Source organism: Bifidobacterium sp. LCP19S3_E9 (assembly GCF_052121135.1).
Lineage (GTDB): Bacteria > Actinomycetota > Actinomycetes > Actinomycetales > Bifidobacteriaceae > Bifidobacterium > Bifidobacterium thermacidophilum.
The window spans coordinates 63,002-88,042 of the sequence record NZ_JBQKEV010000008.1; the positions used below are offsets into that span (position 1 = coordinate 63,002).

At 61.6% G+C, this 25,041-nt stretch carries 20 protein-coding genes; 14 read left to right on the forward strand and 6 right to left on the reverse strand.

All coding sequences use genetic code 11. From position 1 onward, the window contains the following. Positions 1-142: 142 nt before the first annotated feature. The gene (locus ACTQYB_RS05630) at positions 143-2,065 is read left to right on the forward strand and encodes an acetolactate synthase large subunit (protein ID WP_033506760.1); all 1,923 of its coding nucleotides are present in this window, start codon (positions 143-145) and stop codon (positions 2,063-2,065) included. Between the two features lie 38 nt (positions 2,066-2,103). After that, the gene (ilvN, locus tag ACTQYB_RS05635; RefSeq protein ID WP_015449836.1) at positions 2,104-2,658 is read left to right on the forward strand and encodes an acetolactate synthase small subunit; all 555 of its coding nucleotides are present in this window, start codon (positions 2,104-2,106) and stop codon (positions 2,656-2,658) included. A gap of 227 nt (positions 2,659-2,885) precedes the next feature. Here the strand turns inward: ilvN and ACTQYB_RS05640 are convergent, their stop codons facing one another. Together ACTQYB_RS05640 and ACTQYB_RS05645 are read right to left on the reverse strand one after the other, a co-directional pair. Continuing rightward, the gene (locus tag ACTQYB_RS05640) at positions 2,886-5,003 is read right to left on the reverse strand and encodes an ABC-F family ATP-binding cassette domain-containing protein (protein ID WP_441482074.1); all 2,118 of its coding nucleotides are present in this window, start codon (positions 5,001-5,003) and stop codon (positions 2,886-2,888) included. Positions 5,004-5,078: 75 nt separating this feature from the next. Next, complete coding sequence (locus ACTQYB_RS05645) at positions 5,079-5,804, reverse strand: type 1 glutamine amidotransferase (protein ID WP_033506756.1); 726 nt, start codon at positions 5,802-5,804, stop codon at positions 5,079-5,081. 80 nt (positions 5,805-5,884) lie between these two features. Between ACTQYB_RS05645 and cysS the strand changes: the two genes are divergently transcribed. The 7 genes from cysS (at position 5,885) to trmD (ending at position 13,535) form a co-directional block, all read left to right on the forward strand. After that, positions 5,885-7,495, forward strand: coding sequence for a cysteine--tRNA ligase (gene cysS / locus ACTQYB_RS05650; RefSeq protein WP_441482073.1), 1,611 nt, complete (start codon positions 5,885-5,887; stop codon positions 7,493-7,495). Positions 7,496-7,895: 400 nt separating this feature from the next. Beyond that, positions 7,896-9,536, forward strand: a complete 1,641-nt coding sequence (gene ffh, locus ACTQYB_RS05655) for a signal recognition particle protein (RefSeq protein WP_015449832.1) — start codon at positions 7,896-7,898, stop codon at positions 9,534-9,536. Positions 9,537-9,722: 186 nt separating this feature from the next. Continuing rightward, positions 9,723-10,754 (forward strand): endonuclease/exonuclease/phosphatase family protein, encoded by a 1,032-nt coding sequence (locus ACTQYB_RS05660; protein WP_441482072.1) that lies wholly within the window; start codon positions 9,723-9,725, stop codon positions 10,752-10,754. 237 nt (positions 10,755-10,991) lie between these two features. Next, positions 10,992-11,453 (forward strand): 30S ribosomal protein S16, encoded by a 462-nt coding sequence (rpsP, locus tag ACTQYB_RS05665; RefSeq protein ID WP_033493826.1) that lies wholly within the window; start codon positions 10,992-10,994, stop codon positions 11,451-11,453. Between the two features lies 1 nt (position 11,454). Further along, positions 11,455-11,688: an RNA-binding protein gene (locus ACTQYB_RS05670; RefSeq protein WP_015449829.1), complete on the forward strand. Its 234-nt coding sequence runs from the start codon at positions 11,455-11,457 to the stop codon at positions 11,686-11,688. Between the two features lie 8 nt (positions 11,689-11,696). Next, positions 11,697-12,278, forward strand: coding sequence for a ribosome maturation factor RimM (rimM, locus tag ACTQYB_RS05675; protein ID WP_441482108.1), 582 nt, complete (start codon positions 11,697-11,699; stop codon positions 12,276-12,278). Positions 12,279-12,533: 255 nt separating this feature from the next. Further along, the gene (gene trmD, locus ACTQYB_RS05680; RefSeq protein ID WP_441482071.1) at positions 12,534-13,535 is read left to right on the forward strand and encodes a tRNA (guanosine(37)-N1)-methyltransferase TrmD; all 1,002 of its coding nucleotides are present in this window, start codon (positions 12,534-12,536) and stop codon (positions 13,533-13,535) included. A gap of 203 nt (positions 13,536-13,738) precedes the next feature. On the opposite strand, the gene ACTQYB_RS05685 is transcribed toward trmD, so the two are convergent. Beyond that, a complete protein-coding gene (locus ACTQYB_RS05685; protein WP_441482070.1) occupies positions 13,739-14,389 on the reverse strand; it encodes a nitroreductase family protein in 651 nt (216 codons plus the stop codon). A gap of 206 nt (positions 14,390-14,595) precedes the next feature. Between ACTQYB_RS05685 and rsmD the strand changes: the two genes are divergently transcribed. Continuing rightward, positions 14,596-15,183, forward strand: coding sequence for a 16S rRNA (guanine(966)-N(2))-methyltransferase RsmD (rsmD, locus tag ACTQYB_RS05690; RefSeq protein WP_441482069.1), 588 nt, complete (start codon positions 14,596-14,598; stop codon positions 15,181-15,183). A 48-nt stretch (positions 15,184-15,231) separates the two neighbouring features. Here rsmD and ACTQYB_RS05695 read toward each other — a convergent pair whose 3' ends face one another. Both ACTQYB_RS05695 and rpmB read right to left on the reverse strand, forming a co-directional pair. Next, on the reverse strand, positions 15,232-17,736 hold the full coding sequence (locus tag ACTQYB_RS05695; RefSeq protein ID WP_441482068.1) for an ATP-dependent DNA helicase RecG: 2,505 nt from the start codon (positions 17,734-17,736) through the stop codon (positions 15,232-15,234). 850 nt (positions 17,737-18,586) lie between these two features. Continuing rightward, on the reverse strand, positions 18,587-18,781 hold the full coding sequence (gene rpmB, locus ACTQYB_RS05700) for a 50S ribosomal protein L28 (protein WP_015449820.1): 195 nt from the start codon (positions 18,779-18,781) through the stop codon (positions 18,587-18,589). Between the two features lie 303 nt (positions 18,782-19,084). Here rpmB and ACTQYB_RS05705 point away from each other — a divergent pair, with 303 nt between their 5' ends. From ACTQYB_RS05705 to ACTQYB_RS05720, 4 genes are all read left to right on the forward strand, one after another. Then, on the forward strand, positions 19,085-20,131 hold the full coding sequence (locus tag ACTQYB_RS05705; RefSeq protein WP_441482107.1) for a PfkB family carbohydrate kinase: 1,047 nt from the start codon (positions 19,085-19,087) through the stop codon (positions 20,129-20,131). Positions 20,132-20,363: 232 nt separating this feature from the next. Then, positions 20,364-21,743: an MFS transporter gene (locus ACTQYB_RS05710; protein ID WP_441482067.1), complete on the forward strand. Its 1,380-nt coding sequence runs from the start codon at positions 20,364-20,366 to the stop codon at positions 21,741-21,743. A gap of 9 nt (positions 21,744-21,752) precedes the next feature. Next, complete coding sequence (locus ACTQYB_RS05715) at positions 21,753-22,145, forward strand: DUF4143 domain-containing protein (RefSeq protein WP_441482106.1); 393 nt, start codon at positions 21,753-21,755, stop codon at positions 22,143-22,145. 304 nt (positions 22,146-22,449) lie between these two features. Then, complete coding sequence (locus ACTQYB_RS05720) at positions 22,450-23,895, forward strand: aspartate ammonia-lyase (protein WP_044093086.1); 1,446 nt, start codon at positions 22,450-22,452, stop codon at positions 23,893-23,895. 65 nt (positions 23,896-23,960) lie between these two features. On the opposite strand, the gene ACTQYB_RS05725 is transcribed toward ACTQYB_RS05720, so the two are convergent. Next, complete coding sequence (locus tag ACTQYB_RS05725) at positions 23,961-24,782, reverse strand: putative ABC transporter permease (protein ID WP_414600827.1); 822 nt, start codon at positions 24,780-24,782, stop codon at positions 23,961-23,963. Between the last annotated feature and the right edge of the window lie 259 nt (positions 24,783-25,041).

The window sequence follows — 25,041 nt, forward strand, 5'->3', positions numbered from 1 at the left end:
GCGATTACGATAAGACCAATACAACTATCTTGCCTGCCAGACCGCCACAAGCGGGACAGGCGGTACAGGAGCCTCACCGGGTTGCGCCTCACCAGGGGCGACGCCGCAGCGGAGCACCACCAATACACACATGAGAGGGATCATGGCTACACCAACGCCACTTCAGGCATTCAGCGGCGTGCCTAAGGCAACCGCAACGGAGAAACAGTCCATCGTCGACGGTGAGAAAATGACCGGCGCACAGGCGCTGGTCCGTGCACTGGAGGATCTGGGCGTCAAGGACGTATTCGGCATCCCCGGCGGAGCCATCCTGCCTGTTTACAACGCCATCAACCAGCACACCAAGTTCCGCTTCGTGCTGACCCGTCATGAGCAGGCTGCAGGCCATGCGGCAGAAGGATACGCCGTCGCTACCGGCAAGGTCGGCGTGTGCATCGTCACCTCCGGCCCGGGCGCCACGAACGTGGTCACCGCCATCGCGGACGCCAATATGGATTCCATCCCGATGGTCGTCATCACCGGCCAGGTGGGCGTGGGCGCCATCGGTACCGATGCCTTCCAGGAGGCCGATATCGTCGGCATCACCTACCCGGTCGCCAAGCATTCATATCTGGTCACGAATGCGCAGGATGTTCCGCGTGTGCTCGCCGAAGCCTACTACATCGCCGGTTCCGGCCGCCCCGGCCCGGTGGTCGTCGATTTGACGAAGACCGCGCAAAACGGCCAGATGTATTACTCCTGGCCGCAGCGAATGATTCTTCCCGGCTACAACCCCACCACCAAGGCGCATGGCCATGTGCTGTCGGATGCCGCGAAGCTGTTCTCGCAGTCCTACCGCCCGGTGCTGTATGTAGGTGGCGGCGCGGTCCGCTCCAACGCCGGCAAGCAGGTCAAGGAACTCGCCGATCTGACGGGCGCACCAATCGTCACCACGCTTCCCGCACGCGGCATCGTCCCGGATTCCGATCCGAAGGTGCTCGGCATGCTCGGTATGCACGGCACCATCGCCGCGACCGGCGCGGTCCAGCGTTGCGATTTGCTGGTCGCCATCGGTTCGCGATTCTCCGATCGAGTGACCGGCCGGCTCGATTCCTTCGCTCCCGCCGCCCGCGTCATCCACATCGACATCGACCCGGCAGAAATCGGCAAGAACCGTCAGCCCGACGTGCCAATCGTCGGCGACGTGGCCGAAGTGCTTGACGACCTAATCCCCGAAATCAAGCGTCAGCAGGCTATCCACAGCAAGCCGAACCTCAAGCCGTGGTGGGCACAGATCAACGAATGGCGCGAAAAGTATCCGACCACGTACGACGAACCGCAGGACGCCCCCGTGGACGGATCGCTCTCCCCGCAGTGGGTCGTCGAGCAGCTGTCCAAGAACGCCGATCCCGAGACCATCTGGGTCGCGGGCGTCGGCCAGCACCAGATGTGGGCGTCGCAGCTTATCGACTTCGAGCATCCGCATTCGTGGATCTCCTCCGGCGGCCTGGGCACAATGGGCTTCGGCCTGCCCGCCGCGATCGGCGCGAAGGTCGGCTCGCAGCGCGAATTCAACGGCCGCAAGCCGGTGTGGCTTATCGACGGCGACGGCAGCTTCCAGATGACCTCAGAGGAGTTGGCGACCGCCCTGCTCGACCACACGCCGGTCAAGATCGCGATCATCAACAATTCCGTGTACGGCATGGTCCGCCAGTGGCAGACCCTGTTCTTCGACCATCATTATTCGGCGACAAGCCTGAACGACGGTGAGAACCGCGACGATATCGTCGATGTGCCTGATTTCGTGAAGCTGGCGGAGGCTTACGACTGCGTCGGCATGCGCGCATTCACCAAGGATGAGGCGCTTGAGGCGATCAAGAAGGCCAATGCGATCAACGACCGCCCGGTGCTCATCGACTTCCGCGTCTGGAAGGACGCGATGGTGTGGCCGATGGTTCCGGCTGGTGCCTCGAACGACGAGGTCGCCTACCGTCCGGGTGTCCGACCGTTGCTCAGCCCCGCCGCACAGGCGAAGGCCGCAGCCGGCAGCACTGGCAATTCCGTCGCAGCCGCGGACGCGGCGTGAGTCCAGCAAGGAAGGCATCGAGGTTTAGAGGAGTCATCATGGCAAACTATCCCGCATCACAGCCCGGTTCCGAGCGTCACACCCTGTCCGTGCTGGTCGAAAACCGTCCTGGCGTGCTCGCGCGCGTGGCCGGCCTGTTCGCCCGTCGTGCGTTCAACATCAACTCGCTGTCCGTTTCGCCTACGGAACGCCCGGATATCTCCCGCATCACGGTGACGGCCGATGTCGAGGCGGTACCGCTGGAGCAGATTATCAAGCAGCTCAACAAACTGCTGCATGTGCTGAAGATCGTCGAGCTGGATCCGAACAACACGGTCGAACGCGAACTTGTGCTCATCAAGGTCAGCGCCGACGAATCCAACCGTTCCGACGTGCTCGAGATTGTGCGTCTGTTCCGTGTGCGCGTGGTCGACGTGAACCCGGAGTCGCTGACCATCGAAGCGACCGGCGCGGAAGGTAAGATTGACGCGCTGCTCGGTCTGCTTGAGCATTACGGCGTGATTGAGCTGGTCCGTTCCGGCGCGGTCGCGGTGACCCGCGGTCCGAAGGCGCTGAGCGAGAAGGTCATCGGTTCGGAGATTACCGGCCGCTGATTATCAGCGATTTGTGCGAAGTGTACGAGCCGTACGCTTGCCTATGAAACAGCCCCGTGAAACCCAAGGCTTCACGGGGCTGTTTCATAGGCAAGCGAGATTGGCTGCTTCAAAGGTCGCCCGCCTGGCAGATGTCCGTCTGGCAGGCGGTCGCCTGTCCACCAAACGATTGGCGTGCAGCATCTGAACTGGATGACTGTCCAGCTCAGATGTCATTTGCCCGCCGGTCAGCCTTCCAACTCTTCGGATAGTTCCAGCCATTCGGCTTCAAGCGAGTCCTTCTCGTCCGTCACTGCGTTGAGCTGCGTGTTGAGCTCGTTGAGTCCGGCGAAATCACTGGGATCATGCGCGGCCATCTTCGCCTCGATATCAGCGCGGTTTTCCTCGAGTTTCGCCAGTTTGCGCTCGATGGCGGACACCCGCTTGGACACCTGGTGGAATTCCTTGCCGCCCAGCTTATGCGTCTGGGGCTTGGCTTGGTCGGTGTCCGGCTGCTTGCCGTCATCCGAGGCGGCGGAGCCACCCTTGGTACCAGTGCCGCCCTTCCGGTCATCGCCGGTGCCGAGAATAGCCGACCAATCGCCGTCTTTCCTGGCCTGTTCGACCATATCAAGGTAGTCGCCAACGCCGCCGGGCAGATGCCTGACTTTGCCGCCAATCAACGCGAACTGCTCGTCGGTGACGCGTTCCAGCAAGTACCGATCGTGCGATACGACGATCAGCGTGCCCGGCCAGGTGTCAAGCAAATCCTCCATCACCGCGAGCATGTCGGTGTCCAAGTCGTTGCCCGGCTCGTCGAGGATGAGAACATTGGGCTCGTCAAGCAGGATTAGCAACAGCTGCATCCGGCGTTTCTGGCCGCCTGACAGGTCCCTGATCGGTGTCATGAGCTGGGCTGACGAAAAGCCGAGCCGTTCCATAAGCTGGGCAGGAGTGACTTCCTTGCCGTCGACGATATAGCTTGGCTTGTATCGGCTGAGCACTTCCTTGATCTTGTATTTGCCGAGTTTCTCCAGCTCGTCGAGCCGCTGCGAAAGTACCGCGAATTTCACGGTTTTGCCGATATTCACGTGCCCGCACGTCGGGGTGAGGGTGCCGTCGATGATCCTGAGCAGCGTGGATTTGCCGGCGCCATTGGCACCGACGATGCCGAATCGGTCGCCTGGGCCGATCAGCCAGGTCACATCATCAAGGATTTTGCGCCCGGATACGGTCACCGTGCGTGCGGCGGCGGTATCAGCGGCCGGCATCCCGTCCGCATCGCTTGCCTCGGACACATGAGCGGAAGCCTCGCGCTCCCCTGTGCCGGGAATCGGCGCATCCGGGTCGACGGACAGCTGGACCGAACCGGTGACAATCGGCTCGGCATACAGCGGCGGAACCACGTCCACACGCCCGGATGCCGCGGTGACGGCGGCAGCATCGGCATCAAGTCGACGCTCGTCATCCTGCGAATAAATCTGCGTCACATCAATCAGATCGACGACCTGTTTGCCCAGCCGGGATGTCGCCATCTGTTTCAATTCCAACGTGTTGCGCATCGGCGGCACATCGGCGATCAGTTCGCGTGCCTGTTTCACGTGAAACTTCTGTTTGGTCGAACGCGCCCTCGCGCCACGGGACAACCATGCGAGCTCCTTGCGGGCGAGATTGCGTCGGCGTTCCTCACGCACATCGGCCTGACGGTCACGTTCCACGCGTTGTAGCACGTACGCGCTGTACCCGCCTTCGAAGGGGTCGATCAGCCCGTCGTGCACTTCCCACATCGATTCGCACACCTCGTCAAGGAACCACCGGTCGTGGGTGACCAGCAGCAGCGCACCCTGACCGGACGCCCAACGGTTCTTCAGGTGTTCGGCAAGCCAGTGAATCGTCACGACGTCAAGATGGTTGGTCGGCTCGTCCAACGCGAGGATATCCCAGTCCTTGAGCAGCAGACGGGCCAGATCGGCGCGACGGCGCTGGCCGCCGGACAGCGAGCCGACTTTGGCGTCAAGGCTCATGCCTCCGAGCAGCGCCTCAACGATTTCGCGCGATGACGTGTCGGACGCCCATTCGTAGTCTTCGCGCCCCTCGAGCGCCGCCTCGCGCAGCGTCGCGTTGTCGTCCAGCGGATCACGTTGCCTGAGCATGCCGAAGGTCAGCCCGTTGCGCGTGATTACACGGCCGGAATCGGGCTGCTGCTCCCCGGAAAATAGGCGCAACAACGTGGATTTGCCGTCGCCGTTGCGTCCAACGATACCGATGCGGTCGCCCTCAAACACCCCTTGCGTGACATCGGTGAAGATGGTTTTCGTGGCGAACGAAAGCGAAACGTGTTCCAGTCCAAGATCATAAGTCGGCATAATGCCCCCATGGTATCGCCCGGCATAGGCACGCCCGGACAGACGAGTCCGACCGCCGAGGGCACGGCAGCGGCATCAGCGTCCGCGCAACGTGCGGATATACGTGTCGCAACGCGCCGCGAACCCGGAGAAGACCTGGTCGGCCAAAGGCTGCAGCTGCGGGTCGTATTCGGCGAAATCATCGCGGATCTTGGCAATCTGCGACTTCTTCATCCCCTCGACCATGGCCGGTTCGGCGAGCCATTCGTCAAGCAGCGTGGCCGTGACCTCCAGATGGAACTGCAAGCCCAAGGCCGAGCCCGCCCGGAACGCCTGGTTTTTCGTATTCGCCGACCGGGCGAGCAGCTGGGCGCCCTCCGGCAGACCGACCACGTCGTTGTGCCAGTGCAGAACGTTGAGTTCCTTGCTCCACATGGAGAAGTAATCATGCTTGTCAACGCGCTTGATCGGAGCGAAACCGATTTCCGGCTCCTTGCCGTGGCTGAGCTTCGCGCCCAGCGCCCCGGCGATGATCTGATGGCCTAGGCAGATGCCGAGCACCGGCTTGCCGACGCTGATCGCGGCTCGCGCGAGCTTCTCCTCCGCCTTCAGACCCGGGTATTTGTCATAGTCCTGGGCGCCCATGGGCCCACCCATGATCACCACGCCTGCGAGCTCCTTGAAATCCGGCAGGTCGGGCTTCTTTTCCTTGACGATGTTGACGGTCTGCGTCGGGATTTGCAAGTCCTCAAGGCTATCCAAAATACGCCCTGGCTTCTCCCACGGGACATGCTGCACGATAAGCACTTCTGGTTGCGTCATACACACCATTGTGGCATTGCCTATGTAAACATGCGGACACCCGGCCGATTTTGTCTGGCAAATCGAATACGCTCATGGGTATGGGAAACGTCGAAAAACCGCAGAATTCCAACATTTCCGGCGCACATGAGCTCGCTGGAGCCGCCGCCGGGCTGAATCTGTACGACACCGCCTCGCATGCCGTGTCGCCGTTCAGGCCGATCCGTCCCGGCCATGTGGGGATCTACGTGTGTGGTGCGACGGTGCAAAGCTCCCCGCATATCGGGCATATCCGCGCCGCCGTCGCCTTCGACATCGTCCGCCGCTGGATGTTGCGTCTGGGCTATGACGTGACTTTCGTGCGCAACGTGACCGATATCGACGACAAGATCCTTGATAAGGCCGCCGCCGCAGGCCAGCAGTGGTGGGCGCGCGCGTATTACTACGAGCGTGAGTTCACCCGCGCCTACGATACGCTCGGCGTGCTGCCGCCTACAGTCGAGCCGCGTGCGACCGGGCATATCCCCGACATGGTCGAGCTCATCGAGCGGATTATCCGCAACGGGCACGCCTACGTGGTGAAGGACGCCGACGGCAACCCGACCGGCAACGTGTATTTCGATGTGGCAAGCTGGCCGCACTACGGCGAATTGACGCATCAGAAGCAGGGCGCCGTCGAGACGGATGAGGCCGCGGAGGTCGCCGACCGCATGGGTCCGAGCGTGGATGCAGCGGGCAACGACAAATACAACCCCATTGACCCGGCCGATGCCTCCCCCGACAAGCATGATCCCCGTGATTTCGCACTGTGGAAGGCGCCGAAGGCCACCGATCCGCAGGATGCGCGCTGGGCGACCCCGTTCGGCGTGGGGCGTCCCGGCTGGCATATCGAGTGCTCCGCGATGAGCCACCGGTATCTGGGCGAGGCGTTTGACATCCATGGCGGCGGGCTCGATCTGCGCTTCCCACACCATGAGAACGAGATGGCACAGACCCGCGCGGCCGGCTGGAATTCCGCGGCCCGCTGGATGCATTCGGCGTGGGTGACCGCCAAGGGCGAGAAAATGTCCAAATCATTGGGCAACGGACTGTCCGTGCCGGCTGTGCTCGCCGAGCACAGCGCGTGGGTGGTGCGCTACGCGCTCGGATCCGTGCAATACCGGTCAATGCTTGAATGGTCCGACCAGACGCTCACCGAAGCGCAGGCCGCATTTGAGCGCGTGAGCAACTTCATCGAACGCGCCGGCGCCGCCATCGGCGGTCAGCCGTCCCGTGAGGAAATCACCGCGGTGGGCGCTGATCAGCTGCCTGCTGATTTTGTCAACGCGATGAACGACGACATCAACGTGTCCGGTGCCATCGCAGCTGTCTTCAACACGATTCGCTCCGGCAACACGCTGTTGTCGCAGGTTGAGGACCATGCCGATGACGTGGTGCAGGCACGGGTGCGCGAGGCGTTGGTGTCCGTACGCGCGATGCTCGATACGCTCGGGCTCGATCCGCTGGCTGAACCGTGGGCCGGTGCCGAAGACGGCGGGGATTCCAAGGCCACTGACGCGCTCGACGCTTTGGTTTCCGAGCAGCTTCAGGCCCGTCAGGCCGCGCGCGCCGCGAAGGATTTCGCGAAGGCCGACGCGATTCGCGACGTGCTTGCGGCGGTCGGTATCGCCATCGAGGACACGCCGTCCGGCTCGACCTGGTCGCTCAAGTGACGCAAATGGCGTAAGCAGCACAGTGAAGCAACGATGCGAACGGCGCAGGATTCCGAGCGACTCGGTTCCTGCGCCGTTTGGATTCCTGCGCCGTTTGGATTCCTGCGGCGTTAGGGTTCCTACGAGGTTTGAGGTCCTACGAGGTTAGGGTCCACGGCGTTAGGAATCCCAATCGCGCAAAGTCATGACTGTCCATCTCCCCAAACTGTCTACGCTAACGAGAGCCCACGCGTAACCAGTTTGTGTATGCAAGCTTCTACCAACGCTCAGCTACCCGTCAGCGTCGGTAGAAGCAGAACCACAACCCATTACCGACGCTCACACCGGTCCCAGCATCGGCAGAAACAGGAGGTGCGCGGGTGGCGGTTTTTCCCGCATCACGGCTAGACTGGAATGCATTATGGCAGCATTTAGTTCTTTGACAGACCGGCTCTCGAATGCCTTCAAGCATTTGAAGAGCAAGGGCAAGCTTTCCGAAGCGGATATCGACGGCACCATCCGCGAAATCCGCCGTGCGCTTCTCGACGCCGACGTGTCGCTTGAAGTCGTGCGTTCCTTCACCGGCCGCGTGCGTGAACGCGCGCTCGGCGAGGAAGTATCGCAGGCGCTGAATCCGGCACAGCAGGTCGTGAAAATCGTCAACGAGGAGTTGACCGCGATTCTCGGTGCCGGCGTCGACCGTCCGCTGAATTTCGCGAAGAACCCGCCGACGATCATCATGCTCGCCGGCCTTCAGGGCGCCGGTAAGACCACGCTCGCCGGCAAGCTCGGTTACTGGCTGAAAGACGCCGGTCACACCCCGCTGCTGGTCGCCGCTGATTTGCAGCGTCCGAACGCGGTCACCCAGTTGCAGGTCGTCGGCGAACGCGCCGGCGTACCGGTGTACGCGCCCGAGAAGGGTGTGCAGTCCGACGGCGGCGAGGCGGTCGCAGCACCCGGCCAGACCACGGGCGACCCGGTGAAGGTTGCGCGCGATTCCATCGAATTCGCCAAGCGCAAGCTGTACGACGTCGTCATCATCGATACCGCCGGCCGTTTGGGCGTTGACGAAGAGCTCATGAAGCAGGCGCGCGACATCCGCGACGCCGTGCATCCCAATGAAATCCTGTTCGTCATCGACGCGATGATTGGCCAGGATGCGGTCAAGACCGCGAAGGCCTTCGACGAAGGCGTGGACTTCACCGGCGTGGTCCTGTCCAAGCTCGATGGCGACGCCCGCGGTGGTGCCGCCCTGTCGGTCGCAAGCGTGACCGGCAAGCCGATCCTGTTTGCCTCAACCGGCGAGGGACTCAAGGATTTCGAGGTCTTCCACCCCGATCGCATGGCGTCCCGCATCCTCGATATGGGCGATATCCTCACGCTTATCGAACAGGCGCAGAAGCAGTTCGACGAGGAGCAGGCCCGCGAGGCGGCATCCAAGATGTCCGAAGGCACCTTCGGGCTTGACGACTTCTTAGAGCAGTTGCAGCAGGTGCGCAAACTCGGCCCGATGAAGAACCTGCTCGGCATGATTCCGGGCATGGCGGCCCATCGTCAGGCGCTGGAGCAGCTCGACGAGCATGAAATCGACCGCACCGAGGCGATTATCCGCTCGATGACGCCTGAGGAGCGTCGCAACCCGAAGATCATCGACGGCTCTCGCCGCGCCCGCATCGCCTATGGTTCCGGCAATACCGTGTCTGCGGTCAATGGTCTGCTGGAGCGCTTCGAGCAGGCATCCAAGATGATGCGCCGCATGACTAACCGTGCCGGTATGGGTGGTATCCCCGGATTCGGCGGCCCCGGCGGCGGCAAGAAGAACAAGAAGGGCGGCAAGAAGAAGAAAGGCTCGAAGTCCGGCAATCCGATGAAGCGCGAAGCCGAAGAGAAGGCATTGCGTCAACGGCTCGCTGGCGGCGGCAAGAGCTCCGGCGGTTCCGCATTCGCCAAGAAGCCACAGAACCCCGCACTTCCTGCCGGATTGCAGGAGATGATGGGCGAGAACGGCATGCCTGATCTGCCGCCGAATCTCGGCAATGGATTGGGCGATCTGCTCGGCTGAAGCCACGCCGATTCAGGTTCATGGCCGTCCGGCGGCGGCGTCAATGATTGAATCAGTCAGTTGAATCAGCAAATCTCATGAGGCCCGCAAGCGTTCGCGATGCTTGCGGGCCTCATCACATCATCTCCACTATAATGCCCATCACAGGTTAGGTGAACTGTACAGACGTGAATGGAGCGAACGCGAATGGCTGTGGTATTGACGATAATCGCCGTCCTGTTGCTGCTGTGGTGGTTGCTGCGCTTTGTGCCTGCGGGTGTGGAAGCGCATATGCCAATGCCGTACAGCACCGCGCTTGACCGGCATCTGTGGGTGCCGGCGGTCATCGGCGCGGTCTGGTCGGCGGCGCTCGGCTGCTGGTGGGGTGCGGCGCTGTATGCGTTGCTGCTCGTTCTGGTGATTGCGGGCGAATCCCCGTATTATCGGCATCTGTTCGGCAGAACTGCCAACACGTCGCAGGCAACGGCGAACACCGCGGCCGATGGAACCGGCCATTCGGGAGCCTCTGCCGACGGTGTCATCCGCGCGATGACGCTCAACTGCCGCTATGGACGTGCCGATGCCGAGAACATCGTGCGGCTGGTCCGGGAGCGGCACATCGATGTGCTTGCGCTTGAAGAACTCACTGACGAGCTCGTCGAACGACTCTCGCACGCGGGCTTGAACACGCTGCTGCCCTACTGCCAGCAGGGCGCGCAGCATGCCGGAGACAACGGCGGGTTCAACGCGATCTGGTCACGCGCCGAACCGGTCGGGCGGATTGCGACGTTCCTGAATATTCATGCGGCGGATGTTCCCGCCATCACCATCGATGCGGACGCCGGCGACACACCGGGCGCTCCAAGCAATCCGGGACGCCAAGTCACATTCGCCGCCGCACACACGAAATCGCCGATGCGCGGGTGCCGGGAATGGTCGTACGGCGTGCGGGCGCTGGATGCCATCGCGACCAGTCCGGAACCTGTGGTCGTACTCGGGGATCTGAACGCCTGCCTTGACCACCGGTGCCTGCGTGATGTACTTGCCGCCGGAGTGCATGACGCGAGCCTTGATGTTGCGCATGGCCCGACCCTGACGTTTCCCTCTTGGACGCCGTGGCCGCGTATTGAACTCGACCATGCGTTGGCGAACAGCGGTGTGGTCTTCCATTCGGCGCAAGCCATCACCGTGCGCGATACCGATCATCGGGCGCTGCTCGTCACCTTGAGTGTGCGGTAACCTCCCTCCCCTCCACAAACTGTCTACGCAAACAGGAGCCTTAGCGTAGATAGTTTGTGGGAGAGGAGATGGCACTGCGCACGACACGCCGAAACATCGTGGGGTTTGCGCTATACTTGTTCAGTTATTCATGGGTGCGGAGCCCTCTCTTTCCGCAGTCATGAGGAACACGTGGGTTCGGTTTCCGTGCCCCACACAGAAGCTGTAACCCGCATTATCAATACAAGGAGAGCCATTTTGGCAACCAAGATTCGTCTGAAGCGCATGGGCAAGAAGTTCTACGCGTTCTACCGCGTAGTAATCATGGATTCGCGCAATAAGCGCGACGGCCGCTCCATCGAGGAGATCGGCATCTATGATCCGAACAAGCAGCCTTCGCTTATCCAGATTGACTCCGAGCGCGCTCAGTACTGGCTGGGTGTCGGCGCGCAGCCGTCCGAGCCTGTGCTCAAGCTGCTGAAGATCACCGGTGACTGGCAGAAGTTCAAGGGCATTGAGGGCGCCGAAGGCACCCTGAAGACCCCGGAAGCCGGTCCTGACGCCGCCGCTCGTGTCGAGGCCGCTGAAGCCCAGGCACAGAAGCTGAAGGCCGCCAAGTCCGAAGCTGAGGCCAAGGCCAAGGCTGAGGCCGAAGCCGCCGCCGAGGCTGAGAAGGCCGAGGAGACCGCTGAAGCACCGGCCGAGGAAAAGGCTGAGTGACATGCTCGCCCAAGCTGTTGAACACCTCATCAAGAACATCGTGGATTTCCCGGACGACGTTTCGGTCAAATCCCACGAGAACGCGCGCGGCGAACTGCTGCGCGTGCGCGTGAACCCTGAGGACATCGGCCGTGTCATCGGTCGCAAGGGCCGTACGGCCAATGCGATTCGCACGGTCGTGCAGGCCATCGCCGACCACAAAGTGCGTGTCGACATCATGGACGTACGCAGGTGAGCGAGAGCGTGGTGCATCAGCAACACTCCGACGACCCTCAGCAGCGCGAACTGCTGAGGGTCTGTCGTATCGGCCGCGCTCAAGGGCTCAAAGGCGAAGTCACCGTGCAGGTGTTCACCGACGAGCCTGACTACCGGTTCGAACCGGGTTCCCTGCTCTATACGCGTGACAGCGAACAGGAGTTCGAGGTCGCGCATTCGCGGACCTTCAAGAACCGTTGGATTATCCATTTCGAAGGTGTCGACGACCGTGACGCCGCCGAAGCCCTCAACGGCACCGTCCTGTACGGCGAAGCCGACGATCCGGAGGACATGCTCGAAGAGGACGCATGGTATCCGAAGGATCTCTTGGGGCTGGAAGCCCGGTTCGCCGAGGACAACATGCTCGGCGCGCCAGCCGGACAGAAGGTCGGCAAAGTCGTGGACGTCATCGAAGGCGCCCAATACCTGCTCAAAATCCGCCTCGCCAAGCCGGTGGACGGCGAAACCAGCACGCTGGTGCCGTTCGTCGACCAGCTGGTGTCGGATATCGACCTCGAGAACGGGTATTTGACGCTCGACCCGCCGGGAGGGCTGATTCCCGGCTGGTGACCGCCTTGTGACTGGCTGACGATCTGCGTCCGGCGCATGACGCCCGATGATATCGACATCTCGTCATCATCACTGTCACGCGACATCAAGAGACCAGAACACGTGAGGGGTGTGCGTTCCAAACCGGGCGCACACCCCTCACGTCGTCTGGCCCGCCCGACGGATACCGTCCGCGAATCGTCGGCATCGGTACCGTTGAGCACGCGGCGGCGGTATTCCCGCGTCTTGGGACGGCGGGCCGGTACAGTGGTGGGCATGCAGATCGATATCGTTTCCGTATTCCCCGAATACTTCGACGTGCTGAACCTAAGCCTGTTCGGCAAAGCGCAAAGCAAGGGGCTCGTCAGTGTCCACGCCCACAATCTGCGCGATTGGACGCATGACGTGCATCATTCCGTGGACGATACCCCGGTCGGCGGCGGCGCCGGCATGGTCATGAAACCGGAGGTCTGGGCGGAATGCCTGGACGATCTGCTCGGGCTGGAACCGCGCGAAATGAACGCCGATGGCGAGAGCGACAGCAATAGTAATTCCGGCGCGGGCATCCCTGACGGCGCTGATGTCACAGCTACGACGAGCGCTGCAGCGGGCGAATCCCCGAGCAACGGCACCGGCGACGCGGAACATCAGCCTGCATCCGACAGTGCATCGGCAGATACGGTACCCGACAGCGATTCGCAGGCTCCCACCCACAATCTCGATACCGTGCTGATCTTCCCCAATCCTTCCGCTCCCCTGTTCACCCAACGCGACGCGACCGAACTGAGTCACGCCAAACGGTTGGTGTTCGGCTGCGGGCGCTACGAAGGCTATGACGCGCGTATTCCGGCATACTATCGGGCGCAGGGCGTGGATGTACGCGAATATTCGATCGGTGATTATGTGCTCAACGGCGGCGAGGTCGCGGTATCGGTGATGTTGGAGGCGATTACGCGCCTGCTGCCCGGGTTCATGGGAAACCCGGAGTCCATTGTGGAGGAATCGTATACGGGCTCCGAGGCGCTGCTCGAGCATCGGCAGTACACGCGGCCGGCGGTGTGGCGCGGAATGGGCGTGCCTGACGTGCTGCTCTCCGGCGATCACGGGAAAGTCAACCGCTTCCGCCGCGATGAGGCGTTGGCGCGCACCGATGCGATTCGGCCTGATTTGATCGAACAGTTGGATTGTGCGCAGCTGAGCAAGGTCGACCGTAAAACACTGATGGCGCTCGGCTGGGAGGTTTCGGCAGAGCATCCGCGGCGGCTGAATCGGGAGTAAACAGCCGAGCGGCTAGGCGATTGGGCATGTCGTCCGTCGCATTCTGGACGTTCCGGCGTTCCAGATGTGCTGCGTATCCCCCGCACCACACATATCCGGGATATGACGAAGGCCTGCCGGAATCACTCCCGACAGGCCGCAAGTCAGCTGTAGGTTAGCTGTAGATTCACCGCATGCTACCAGAGCTCAGCCGCGACACCGCGTCACAGGCCACGTACCTGGACCTGCTCGTCCAGCGGCATATGCTCACGCGGGCCGGCGGGCGCGGTGACCTCGCCGAACGGCATCTGCGCGACCAGCTTCCAATTCTCGGGAATGCCGAAGGCCTCACGGACTGCGTCATCAATCAGCGGGTTGTAATGCTGCAGGTTCGCACCGATACCCGCCTCGGCGAGCGCTGACCAGATGGCGAACTGGAGCATGCCGTTCGCCTGCTGCGCCCACACCGGGAAGTTCGCCGCGTAGGAGGGGAACTGCTCCTGCAAGTTCGTGGTGACGGTGGTGTCATCGAAGTACAGCACCGTGCCGTGCGCGGCGTCGAAACCGGCGATCTTCTGCTCGGTGGCGGCGAACGCGGTATCGTCCTTGACCACGGCGCGCAGGGCGTCGTGCACAATCGTCCACAGGCGGTGATGTTCCGCGCCGAACAGCACGATGACGCGCTGCGGCTGGGAGTTGAAAGCGCTGGGAACCTCGCCGGCGACCGAGCGGACAAGATCGACGATTTCGACGTCCGGCAGCGCGGCCGCGTCAGACAGCGCATACTGCGAACGACGGGTGGAAATCGCGGAAACAAAAGCGGACATAGTGCCTCCCAAAGTGGCGGTTGCGGAGTTGCGGAATGTTCCGGTCATCCGGGTTTTCGGTGATACAAATGATATGGTTCAGCGGACTGCTGCCGAGGATAGATGATGCGCGTACCGTTGCAACGGGCCTATCATCCGTCCTGCTGGTTTTACGGTACATGTCGGACCGGTTCGACACCCGTGTTTTCTCTGACAGAATATGTGGGCGACGTCACACGCACGCCAGTGACCGGAGCACGGGTAGAGTGGTCAGTATGCGCGTGATTGCAGGACGATTCAAGGGCATGGCGTTGGCCACACCGAAGCCGGGGACCCGACCGACCACCGACCGCACCAAAGAGGCGGTGTTCTCCCATCTCGACTCGTGGAATCTGGTGCGGGGAGCCAATGTACTGGACCTGTTCGCCGGGACAGGAGCGCTCGGTATCGAAGCGCTGTCGCGCGGAGCACGGTCGTTGGTGGCTGTGGAGTCCGCCGGGCCCGCCGCGGCGCTCATCAACGGCACGTTCGCCCAGCTCAAGCGTTCCAAGGCGTGGCGTCCCGAATTGTCCGCACGGGTGATGAGACGGCGCGCTGAGGTGTTCGTTGACTCGTATCATGGCGCGCCGTTTGACTTGGTGTTCATCGACCCGCCGTACGCGTATGCGACCGAGGAATGCAACGCACTGTTGGATGCTCTCGCGCAGGGAGCGACGACAGGCCCGGACACAATGATCGTAGTCGAGCGGTCTGTGCGGTCTGATGCGCTCACTCCACCGGCGGGATGGCATGAGGCTGACGCGCGTACATACGGCGAAACCGCGGTCATCTATCTTGAGCCGTCGGCAAAAACAGAACCATAACCCTCTACCGGCGCTCAGCCACCCGCCAGCGTCGGCGGAAACAGAGAGTCAGCTGCTAATGAGGTGGGATTCGTTGCCGCGCGTGAAATCGAGGACCGCTCCGGCGAGCTGCACCTCGTGGTCGAGCCCCGGATCATCCGCGAGCACCTGCTCAGCGCGGGCACGGGCATCCGCAATCATCTTCGCATCCTTGACCACACGCAGCAGCTTAAGGCCCGATTTTCCGCCGGATTGCGCATCGCCCAGCACATCGCCGGCGCCGCGCAACTCCAAATCCGCCTGCGCGATTTCCGCGCCATCAAGCGAACCCTGAATCACAGCCAGCCGCTGTTCGGCGATACTGCCCGGTTCCGCCCGGGACACGAGAAACGCCCACGAATCCGTGCCGCCGCGCCCGACACGCCCACGCAGCTGATGCAGCTGTGACAAGCCGAATCGGTCCGCATCGAAAATCACGATACAACTGGCCTGCGGAACGTCCACACCCACCTCAATCACCGTGGTCGCCACGAGGGCCGGAGTGACGCCGGCCGCGAAATCAGCCATCACCTGTTGCTTGGTCGCATCATCATCTCGCCCGGTCAAGGTCGCGAACCGCACCCCTTGAAATTGCGGGAGTGCTTCAAGCCGCGCGGCGATTTCGCTGACCGCATGCAGCGGGGGCTTGGGTTGGGCGGACGACGACCCGCCGGAGCCATCCCCCGAGCCGGAGGCATCGTCCGGCTCTTCGAACAGTTCGGCATCCTGACCGGCCTGGTCGTCGCTCTCATCCTCGTCGATGCGCGCACAGACGATGTACGCGCGCTCCCCCGCGTCAATCCTGCGGCGAATGTGCCGGAACATATTCGCCATAGTCGGGCCGTCAGCCTCGGGAATCACGAAGGTGCGGATCGGCTTGCGACCGCCCGGCAGCTCCGTCAGCCACGACAAATCAAGGCTGCCGAACCATGTCATCGCGGCCGTGCGAGGAATCGGCGTGGCCGTCATAACCAGCAGATGCGGGATCTTCTCACCGCGTTGCAGCAAGGTTTCGCGCTGTTCGACGCCGAATCGGTGCTGCTCGTCGATAACCGCAAGAGCAAGATTCGGCGCTTGGAATGTCCTCGAGAACGCGGCGTGCGTGGCAATGATGATGCCCGGCTCGCCGCTCGCCGCCGCCGCGAGCGCTTTGCGACGTGCCGCAAGCTTCATGCCGCCGGTGACCAGCGTGACCGGAATGTCAAGTCCCGCCTTGCTGACCATGCCGCCGATGGTTTCGGCGTGTTGCTCGGCAAGCACCTGCGTGGGGGCGACAAGCACCGCTTGATAGCCCGATCCGACGGCTTGCAGCATCGCGACGAGCGCGACCACGGTTTTACCGGAGCCGACTTCGCCTTGCAGCAGGCGCTGCATCGGGTAGTCGCGGCCCATGTCTTGGACGATGTCGTCGATGACGCTGGCCTGCCCGCCGGTCAGGGTGAAGGGGAGCGAATCGATGAAAGTTTCGCGCATGTCGCCGTCAGTGCAGGGGAAGGTCTCGGCTTTGCGCGCTTGCTCGCGTTCTTGCAGGACGGCGGTCTGCGAGATGAACGCTTCCTCATATCGCAAGGTGTGAAGGGCCTGCCGGAACGAGTCCACCGAATCAGGTTCATGTATGGCAAGGAAGGCTTCGGCCCGATGCATCAGGCCGCATGCTTCACGCACGCTCTCGGGCAGGATGTCAGGAATGGCGCGACACAAGGCGGCAGTAGGGATTTTGGGGGATGTCTCTATGCCGTCGGGGGCTGGCGAGAGGGAAGATGCGCGGGATAGTGACGGTGCGGATTCTTGGGGTTCCGCGGGTTCCGGTGATATTGCGGTTGTGCCGGTCGTTCCGTGTGTTCCGGATTGTGTGGATTGCGCGGTTCTTTCGGATTGCGCGGTAGACAGCTCGGCTTCGTCATCGTCTCCGGCAGCGAGCGCATGCAACACGGTGACGATGGAATCGTGGATATGCTCGCTGGAAATACGGGAATTGGCGTGGTAAACCGGGCGCGGACGGCAGACGCGCCGCAACGCGTCATCGATGCTGTCAGCGTCGAAACGCAGGCCACGGGCGGATTCCTGCGATGCGGTTGGGGTGGGCGGAACGGTGAGCACTTCTGGGTGGGTGAACTGTGGCATGCCGTCGTATTCGCTGGGTGTACCGCACACGACCACCGATGCGCCGGCGTGTAGTCGGGCGCTGAGCCAATTGACGTACTGCTGCTTGTAGGAGAAGAACACGAGTGCGGTGACGGAGCCGGGCACGTGGCGTTGGGCGGCGAACGCGGAATCGTCGACCATGGCTTGGACCCGGTAGCCGCGACGGGCGTTCATCTGCATCACGCGAACATCGCGCACAACACCGGCGAAAGCCATCGGCTCGCCGATTCGGCCTTCTCGCACCGCCCGCAGGGGCACTGGATCAGTGACCCGGAACGGGTAATACGTCAGGACGTCCGCGCACGTGACCAAGCCAAGGCCTTTCAGCGCGCTGACCCGACGACGATTGGTCAACAGCTTGGCTAGCGGGGTGGTCAGTGAAACGGTCATACCTCTTATTGTCCCACATCAGGTTCCGTGCAGCGGGAGGGCGACGGAACTCACCTGTCGTGCGATGACAGGGTCGCACAGCAGGCAGATAGTCCCCACCACCCGCCGATAACCGTCGACACCCTGTCACAGTGTGACAACGCAGTCGCACAGCAGACAGATAGTCCCGACTTCTCGGGGCGAGCCAACGACAATCCCAACGCCGTGCGACACCCCAGTCGCACCACAGACAGATAGCCCCCACCAGCCATCGGAAACCGTCGGTATCTCACCGCCGCGCGACAGCCCAATCTCACAGCAGGCAGATAGGCATGTAGGAATCACAGATATTACCGCTCATCCCCGTCGGCGTTGTGCGGTAAGCGTGTCATAGTGTCATGGTCCAAGGATGCCCCTTACCGGTGAGCCACTGAATCGTCCGCGGCTTGTCGGTCGGGAAAGCACCCGGAGGACGAAATGCTCCCGGGAGAAGTGCCGGATCCGCACGAAACGCGCATAAACTCCCGCACAGGACACGGGAGTTCTGCACGAATCAGGCACTCTGCGGATAATCTCCCAACAGGAACGTTGGAAATCCGCGATTCAGAAAAACCGACCAACAAGCCGAGACCGGGAGAACAGCGGCGAATCCACGCATCCGCGATAAACTCCCGGGAAATTCAGGACATCACCCCCAGCCCACCGATTTTCCGACAAACTCCCACACCACCGTCCTGGACATCATCACACGCAAGCCTGTGCAACGATAATCCCCCGCGTCAATCCGGGGCATCACCACCAACCCAGCGCCACCAGAAAAGCAAAAACCCCGGAAACTGAAGTTCCGGGGTCTTGTTTCTTCATTCGCGATTCACGCGGCCACACGCTGAACCTTGCCAGCCTTGATGCATTTCACGCACACGCGCAGGCGGACATTCTGACCGTCAATGGTAGTGCGGACGGGCTGCAGGTTCGGACGGAAGGTGCGCTTATTGCGAATATGCGAATGCGACACGGTGAAACCGGTTTGCGGTCCCTTGCCGCACACTGCGCAACGAGCTGCCATGATGGACTCCCTATACATTTCTTTGACTTGCAAGTCGTGTCTGCCCGACCGCCGCATATGCGTCCGCCGAACACACAACTACACTAGACTACAACCAAATCCGATCAAGCGCAAACCTGCGTGCCGCATTCGTGGATAGCAGCGAAATCCCGGCATTTTCAAGCAACATGTCTAACTTCAACCTCCACAATAATCCCAGAAATACCGATAGAATGTGAGAACAGTCTGCGGTAACCACGTTGCCTCGGTTGCCTCGCATACGCATCGCACAAGGATGAGTCAGGAGGTTGTATGCTTCACGATATCCTCAACTCGCGCAAGCCGGAGCAGAGCGCAGCATCGGTGATTTCGCTCGGCCAAGTATGGGTCGACATCATGATGGGCGTTGGAGAACTTCCACAGCCGGGCGGATTCGCCGTCGCCGATTCGGTGACGCCGTCGGTGGGCGGGAGCTTCCGCGTGTTGCAGGCGGCCGCGCGGTCGGGATCGCCCGCCAAGCACGCGGGCATAATCGGCACAGGGCTGTGGTCGTCGGTGATCCGTGACGAATTCGAGGCGAATGGCATCCAGCATATCGGCGGCGACCGGCTTGATAAAGACTCAGGATTCCGGCTGGTGCTGAATGATGGATCGCACAAGACCTTCATTGCGACGTATGGCGCCGAAGCACAGGGCGACGAACGGACATTCGACGCAATCGAACCGCAGGATGGCGATGTCGTTCACATCAGTGGCAACACGTTGTTGGATCATTCCGCAGCCGGAATCGACGGGTTCCTGCATCGCGCCGGCACGAACCCCGGCAAACGCCCGTACACGATTGTGCTGAATCCTACCAATTCCTTGCATCTGGTCAGCGATCATCTCATTGAAGACACGGTGCTATGCCGGCCGACATGGTCGTGCAACCGTCAGGAAGCCAATACGCTTGCCGAGCGGCTCGGAATCCCTCCTATGGATGATTCCAAACTGACCATCGGCGGCGGTTTCGACGACGCGATGACCGGTCTGTGCGACGCGCTCGGCTCGACGCTGCGCGCCCCGCTCGTCCTGCGCGCGGGCGCACGGGGAGCATGGGTGCGTGTGCCCGGCAGCGAAGTAGTGCACGTGGAAGGCTTCCCTGTCAAATCAACGCATACGCGTTCCGCCGGATCATGCCACACCGGCGTGATGTGCGCGATGCTCGCCCAGGGTTGGTCGCTGTTTGACGCGGTGCGGATCGCCAACGCGGCCGCCTCGATTGCCATCAGCAACAACAAGGCAGGCGTGCCCGACTGCCCGCCCGTCGAGGATGCGATCGCGCTGATCAAACAGCATGAAGGGGACACAGACACCTCCGCGCAAGCGTAGCGGCGGTTTCACGGCAGTACCGGTGACGACAGGCGCCGCCAACCCAAACGCCTTCCGTCACCGGCCGTCCCCTCTGACCAGCCATCTTCTATCACCGGCCGCATCCCATCACCAATCGCGCCTCGCACCTGCCACCCGAGAAAATCACCTAGTGTTCATGGGCTGTTCATCCGATCCACCCCGTCTGTTGTTTGCACAAACATACCCTTCTGGTAGACAGACGGGAGTTCCCATGACCAATATTCTTGACACAGCGCAACGGCCGGCCAAACCGGCGACCGTGCCGACTACGCCCACCGCACTCATCACACCCAGCACGCAGACCGACACCGCCACCGACGGCACCGGTAACACCAACCATCTCAATCGTCTGGAAAAGCAGTGGGCGCTCTACGATGTCGGCAATTCCGCATTCGTCCTGCTGTCCACGGCAGTCGTCCCCATCTATGTCAACTCCCTGCTCAAGGCCGCCGGCGAATCGAACATCGTGTCAACCTGGGGCTACATGCAGACCATCGCATCCCTCATCATCGCGCTGCTGATGCCGATCCTCGGCTCCATCGCCGACGTGCAAGGCATGAAGATCAAGTTCTTCATCGGATTCTTCGGCACCGGCGTCCTCGCCTGCTTCGCGATGGCGCTGCCCCTGGGGTGGGTCGCATTCCTCGCGGTATGCATGCTTGCCACCATCGGTTTGAACGGCTCACTGACCTTCTACGATTCGATGCTCATCGACACCACCACCAACGAGCGCATGGACCAGGTCTCCTCGCACGGCTACGGATGGGGGTATGTCGGATCCACTATCCCGTTCATCGCCTGCATAGCGTTGATTTTCGCCGGCCCTTCGGCATTCGGGTGGAGCACCGCGGCCTGCACTCGCGCGAGCTTCATCATCACCGCCTTGTGGTGGGCGGCATTCACCATCCCGCTGATCAGCAGCTACCGCCAGACGCATTATCGTGAAACCGCAGACCATATGCGCGATGCCGTACATGGCACATTCGCCGAGCTGGGGCACACCTTCCGCGAGATTTCCCGCAACAAACCGTTGTGGATGTTCATGGTCGCGTTCTTCTTCTATATCGATGCCGTGAACACGGTGATTTCGATGAGCACGTCATACGGTACGCAGCTTGGCATCGACTCCACGCAGCTGGTGCTTGCCCTGCTGGTGACCCAGTTCGTCGCCTTCCCGTGCGCAATCGCCTACGGGCGGCTTGCCAGGCGATTCGGATGCAAACCGATGATCATGGCCGCGATCATCGCATATCTTGGCATCGTATGTTTCGCGGCGTTCTTCCTGCGTTCCGCCACCGAATTCTGGATTCTCGCGATCCTGGTCGGCATGTTCCAAGGCGGTATTCAGGCGCTCAGCCGCTCATATTACGGCAAAATCATCCCCAAGTCGCACGCCAACGAATACTACGGTTTCTACGACATCTTCGGCAAGACCGCGAGCATTCTCGGTACCTTCATCGTCGCGGCGACCACATCGGCCACCGGCAATGCGTCGCTCGGCGTGCTGTCCATCGGCGTGCTGCTTGTGGTGGCGCTGGTGTTCCTCGTCTTGCAGCGCGACCCGGCTGCCGCAAGCGAAACCGCGGCATGACGCGAGTCCATACCACCGTTTGGCGGATTCACGACAACAGAACAATACAACACGAGCGATAAACGCGGGGACGTATTCGAAAACCTCATCATCGAGGAAACACTCAAGCACTACTACAACCACGCGCAAACACCGCAACTGTGCTTCTACCGTGATTCCAACCAGGTAGAAGTCGACCTCATGGACCTGACGGATCAATCATCGCCGAAACTCATCGAAATCAAATCCGGACAAACGGCCCGGCTCACCTTCGTCCGCCATCTGTCAACCGTCGGAACAATGCTGGATATCCCAGCCGAACACCGGTTCGTCATCTACCGAGGCGACGAACGATTCGCAGCGCAATGGGCGATTTTTGAACCGGCATCGCAGTACCTGCGATTCATCAGGGACGCGGAATAGCCCCTCCACGAACCCACCGGCCACATGTACCCGGACACGTTTCCGCACAGTTTCAGCTTCAGGCGTGTCGTATTACGATGCGGCATCATAGGTAACGAAGAAAGCCTAGGGTGAAACCATGGATACAGCAGCTACCAGCAACGACACCATTGACACCGCGGATGTCGCGGACACCGCCATCAGCGGCATCACAACGATGCCGGCCAACAGCGGGCACGACGCCGACGCGAAAGCCGCCGCAGCGGCGGTCAGCGAGGACGCGACAGAACAACTGCGCGACCCCCGCGACGCGACAGTATCCCATATGCCGTTGCCGTTCAGCGGCCCCGCGCGCATCGAGCACGATTCCCTCGGCGAAATGCCGGTCCCGGCGAATGTGTACTGGGGCATCAACGTGCAGCGCGCCATCCAGAACTTCCCTGTTTCCGACACGCCCATCAGCAGGCATCCGGAACTCATCGCCGGGTATGCACAAGTCAAACGCGCCTGCGTGGACGCCAACGAGGAGCTCGGCCTGATCGACCCGATGCGCGCCGAACTCATCCGGCAGGCATGCCGTGACATCGAAGCCGGCGAGCTCGCCGACCAGTTCCCCGTGGACGTACGCCAGGGCGGCGCCGGCACCTCGACGAATATGAACATGAACGAGGTCATCGCCAACCGCGCGCTCGAACTCGCCGGCCACCAGCGCGGCGACTACGGGTACATCCACCCGAACGACCACGTGAACAAGTCGCAATCCACGAACGACACGTACCCGGCCGCATGCCGTCTCGCCCTGATCACCGCACTCAAGCCAATGATCGAGGAATGCCGGCTGCTCGCCCGCGCCTTCCACAAGCTCGCCGACAAGCACATCAACGATGTGACCATCGGTCGCACGCAGCTCCAGGACGCGGTCCCGATGACCTACGGTCAGGAATTCCACGCCTTCGCCTCGTATTTCAAGGCCGACAAGGCATCCCTCGACAAGCTGGAGCCTGAACTCGCGGTGATGAACCTGGGTGGTACCGCCATCGGCACCGGCATCTGCGCGGATATCCGCTTCCGCAAGTCCGCGATCGAGCACCTCGGTGAAATTACCGGCTATCCGGTGACCGCCGCACCTGACCCGATCGCCGCAACCAGCGATATGAGCGCGTTCGTCAACACCTCGTCCGCGCTGAAAAACCTCGCCGTGCACCTGAAGAAGGCTGCGGACGACCTGCGTCTGCTCAACTCCGGTCCACGCTGCGGATTCAACGACATCAATGTGCCCCCACGTCAGGCTGGCTCGAGCATTATGCCAGGCAAGGTGAACCCAGTAATCCCAGAGTGTGTAGATCAGTGTTGCTTCACCGTATTCGGCATGGACACGACCGTCAACTGGGCGTGCGCCGAAGGCCAGCTGCAGCTCAACGCCTTCGAACCGGTCGCCGTGCATACGCTGCTCGAAGGCATCCGCCTGCTGGGCAATGCGATGCGCACCTTCCGCCTCAACTGCGTGGACGGCATCACCGTCAACCTCGAGCAGGGGCGCCAGTTTGCCGCCGAATCGCCGTCTATCTCGGCTTCGCTCAACAGCGAAATCGGCTATGAGCGTGCCGCGGCCATCGCCAAAGAGGCGTTGCGTACCAAGCGCACGGTCCGCGAAGTCGCCGGCGAGCGCACCGACATGCCCGACGGTCGTCTCGACCAACTGCTTGACCCGATTACCTTGTCCCGCCGTTTGGGCCAGACATGCCGTGAACAGGGCGGCGCGCAAGCCTGACGATTCTGGGCTTCGCACTGCACGGGGGTTTCGACGGGACGCTCTGCCCGCAAGCGTTACTTAGTTTACTTGTCAGCGCGCGTATCATCGCCGTCATGCCGTGTATCGCGCGTCCGACGGCCGGAACGCAACCCTTCCATGCTCTCGCGCAGCTGGTCGATGATCGCATTGTCGCGCGCTGAACGCATGGCGGGGAACGCCTGCATCAATCGTCGCTGTTGCCAATTGAGCGTATGCGACACATGCGAATCGAGCACAGCGCGCCTGCGCTCCTCGAGACGCTCACTCGCCGTGACCACCTTCTCGTCAAGATTCGCGACCTGTTCGGCATGCACCGCATTGACATCTTCGCTGATGCGTTTGAGTTTGGTGTCGAAGCTCCACGAGTATGCCGCGGTCAACGAGACGTCCACAATGAGCAGCACTGCGATGACGCCGCATACTATATGCAAGGCCAGTGGCGTCCACTGACGGACAATCCCCATGAACCATGGTTGTACGAAGAGTTTGACCAGCGTCGCACCGGCTCCGAACGCAATGAAGCCGTTGAGGTATACGCGGCCGTTGATATTGAACGGCTTGTTGCTATAATCCCACAATCTGACGTGATGCAGCTTTTCGATGACGTATGAGGAGATGTATTCCAACGTACATGCGACAACGCCGCTGCTGAGGAACAACGCGACGGGATTGGTCACATCGTTGAGCAGGAACAGGACCAGCAGCGCCCCGAAGCCGTATATCGGGCACAGCGGTCCGATCAGGACACCCCTGTCGACGAAACGACGGCGCACGACGATTGACAGCCCGGTCTCCCAAATCCAGCCGATACAGCTGTACAACACCCATGTCAGGAACAGCCGCTCCACGAATTCCAATACCTGCATGCCGCCTGCCTTTCTTCTCATCACATCCGCCGATGCCTTCAAACGCGAGCATCGCGGAATGCGGATTCGTGCCGGATGCCATTGTGACGCGTTGCTCGATACAACACACCTGATGACTGTACGTCAGACACATCCGGCTATCCACAATACAGGAAACGCGGCATCTCACGGTGTAACGCCAAACCAGAGCATAAGCCCGCACCGGAGGCCTGGGTTCCTCGACCAGTTCGAGCGAATCAGCGACAAAGTACCCGTGCCG

Coding starts and splice junctions, on each gene's coding strand:
- ACTQYB_RS05630 (WP_033506760.1), top strand. CDS start 143: ATGGCTACACCAACGCCACTTCAGGCATTCAGCGGCGTGCCTAAGGCA.
- ilvN (WP_015449836.1), top strand. CDS start 2,104: ATGGCAAACTATCCCGCATCACAGCCCGGTTCCGAGCGTCACACCCTG.
- ACTQYB_RS05640 (WP_441482074.1), bottom strand. CDS start 5,003: ATGCCGACTTATGATCTTGGACTGGAACACGTTTCGCTTTCGTTCGCC.
- ACTQYB_RS05645 (WP_033506756.1), bottom strand. CDS start 5,804: ATGACGCAACCAGAAGTGCTTATCGTGCAGCATGTCCCGTGGGAGAAG.
- cysS (WP_441482073.1), top strand. CDS start 5,885: ATGGGAAACGTCGAAAAACCGCAGAATTCCAACATTTCCGGCGCACAT.
- ffh (WP_015449832.1), top strand. CDS start 7,896: ATGGCAGCATTTAGTTCTTTGACAGACCGGCTCTCGAATGCCTTCAAG.
- ACTQYB_RS05660 (WP_441482072.1), top strand. CDS start 9,723: ATGGCTGTGGTATTGACGATAATCGCCGTCCTGTTGCTGCTGTGGTGG.
- ACTQYB_RS05670 (WP_015449829.1), top strand. CDS start 11,455: ATGCTCGCCCAAGCTGTTGAACACCTCATCAAGAACATCGTGGATTTC.
- trmD (WP_441482071.1), top strand. CDS start 12,534: ATGCAGATCGATATCGTTTCCGTATTCCCCGAATACTTCGACGTGCTG.
- ACTQYB_RS05685 (WP_441482070.1), bottom strand. CDS start 14,389: ATGACCGGAACATTCCGCAACTCCGCAACCGCCACTTTGGGAGGCACT.
- rsmD (WP_441482069.1), top strand. CDS start 14,596: ATGCGCGTGATTGCAGGACGATTCAAGGGCATGGCGTTGGCCACACCG.
- ACTQYB_RS05695 (WP_441482068.1), bottom strand. CDS start 17,736: ATGACCGTTTCACTGACCACCCCGCTAGCCAAGCTGTTGACCAATCGT.
- rpmB (WP_015449820.1), bottom strand. CDS start 18,781: ATGGCAGCTCGTTGCGCAGTGTGCGGCAAGGGACCGCAAACCGGTTTC.
- ACTQYB_RS05710 (WP_441482067.1), top strand. CDS start 20,364: ATGACCAATATTCTTGACACAGCGCAACGGCCGGCCAAACCGGCGACC.
- ACTQYB_RS05720 (WP_044093086.1), top strand. CDS start 22,450: ATGCCGTTGCCGTTCAGCGGCCCCGCGCGCATCGAGCACGATTCCCTC.
- ACTQYB_RS05725 (WP_414600827.1), bottom strand. CDS start 24,782: ATGCAGGTATTGGAATTCGTGGAGCGGCTGTTCCTGACATGGGTGTTG.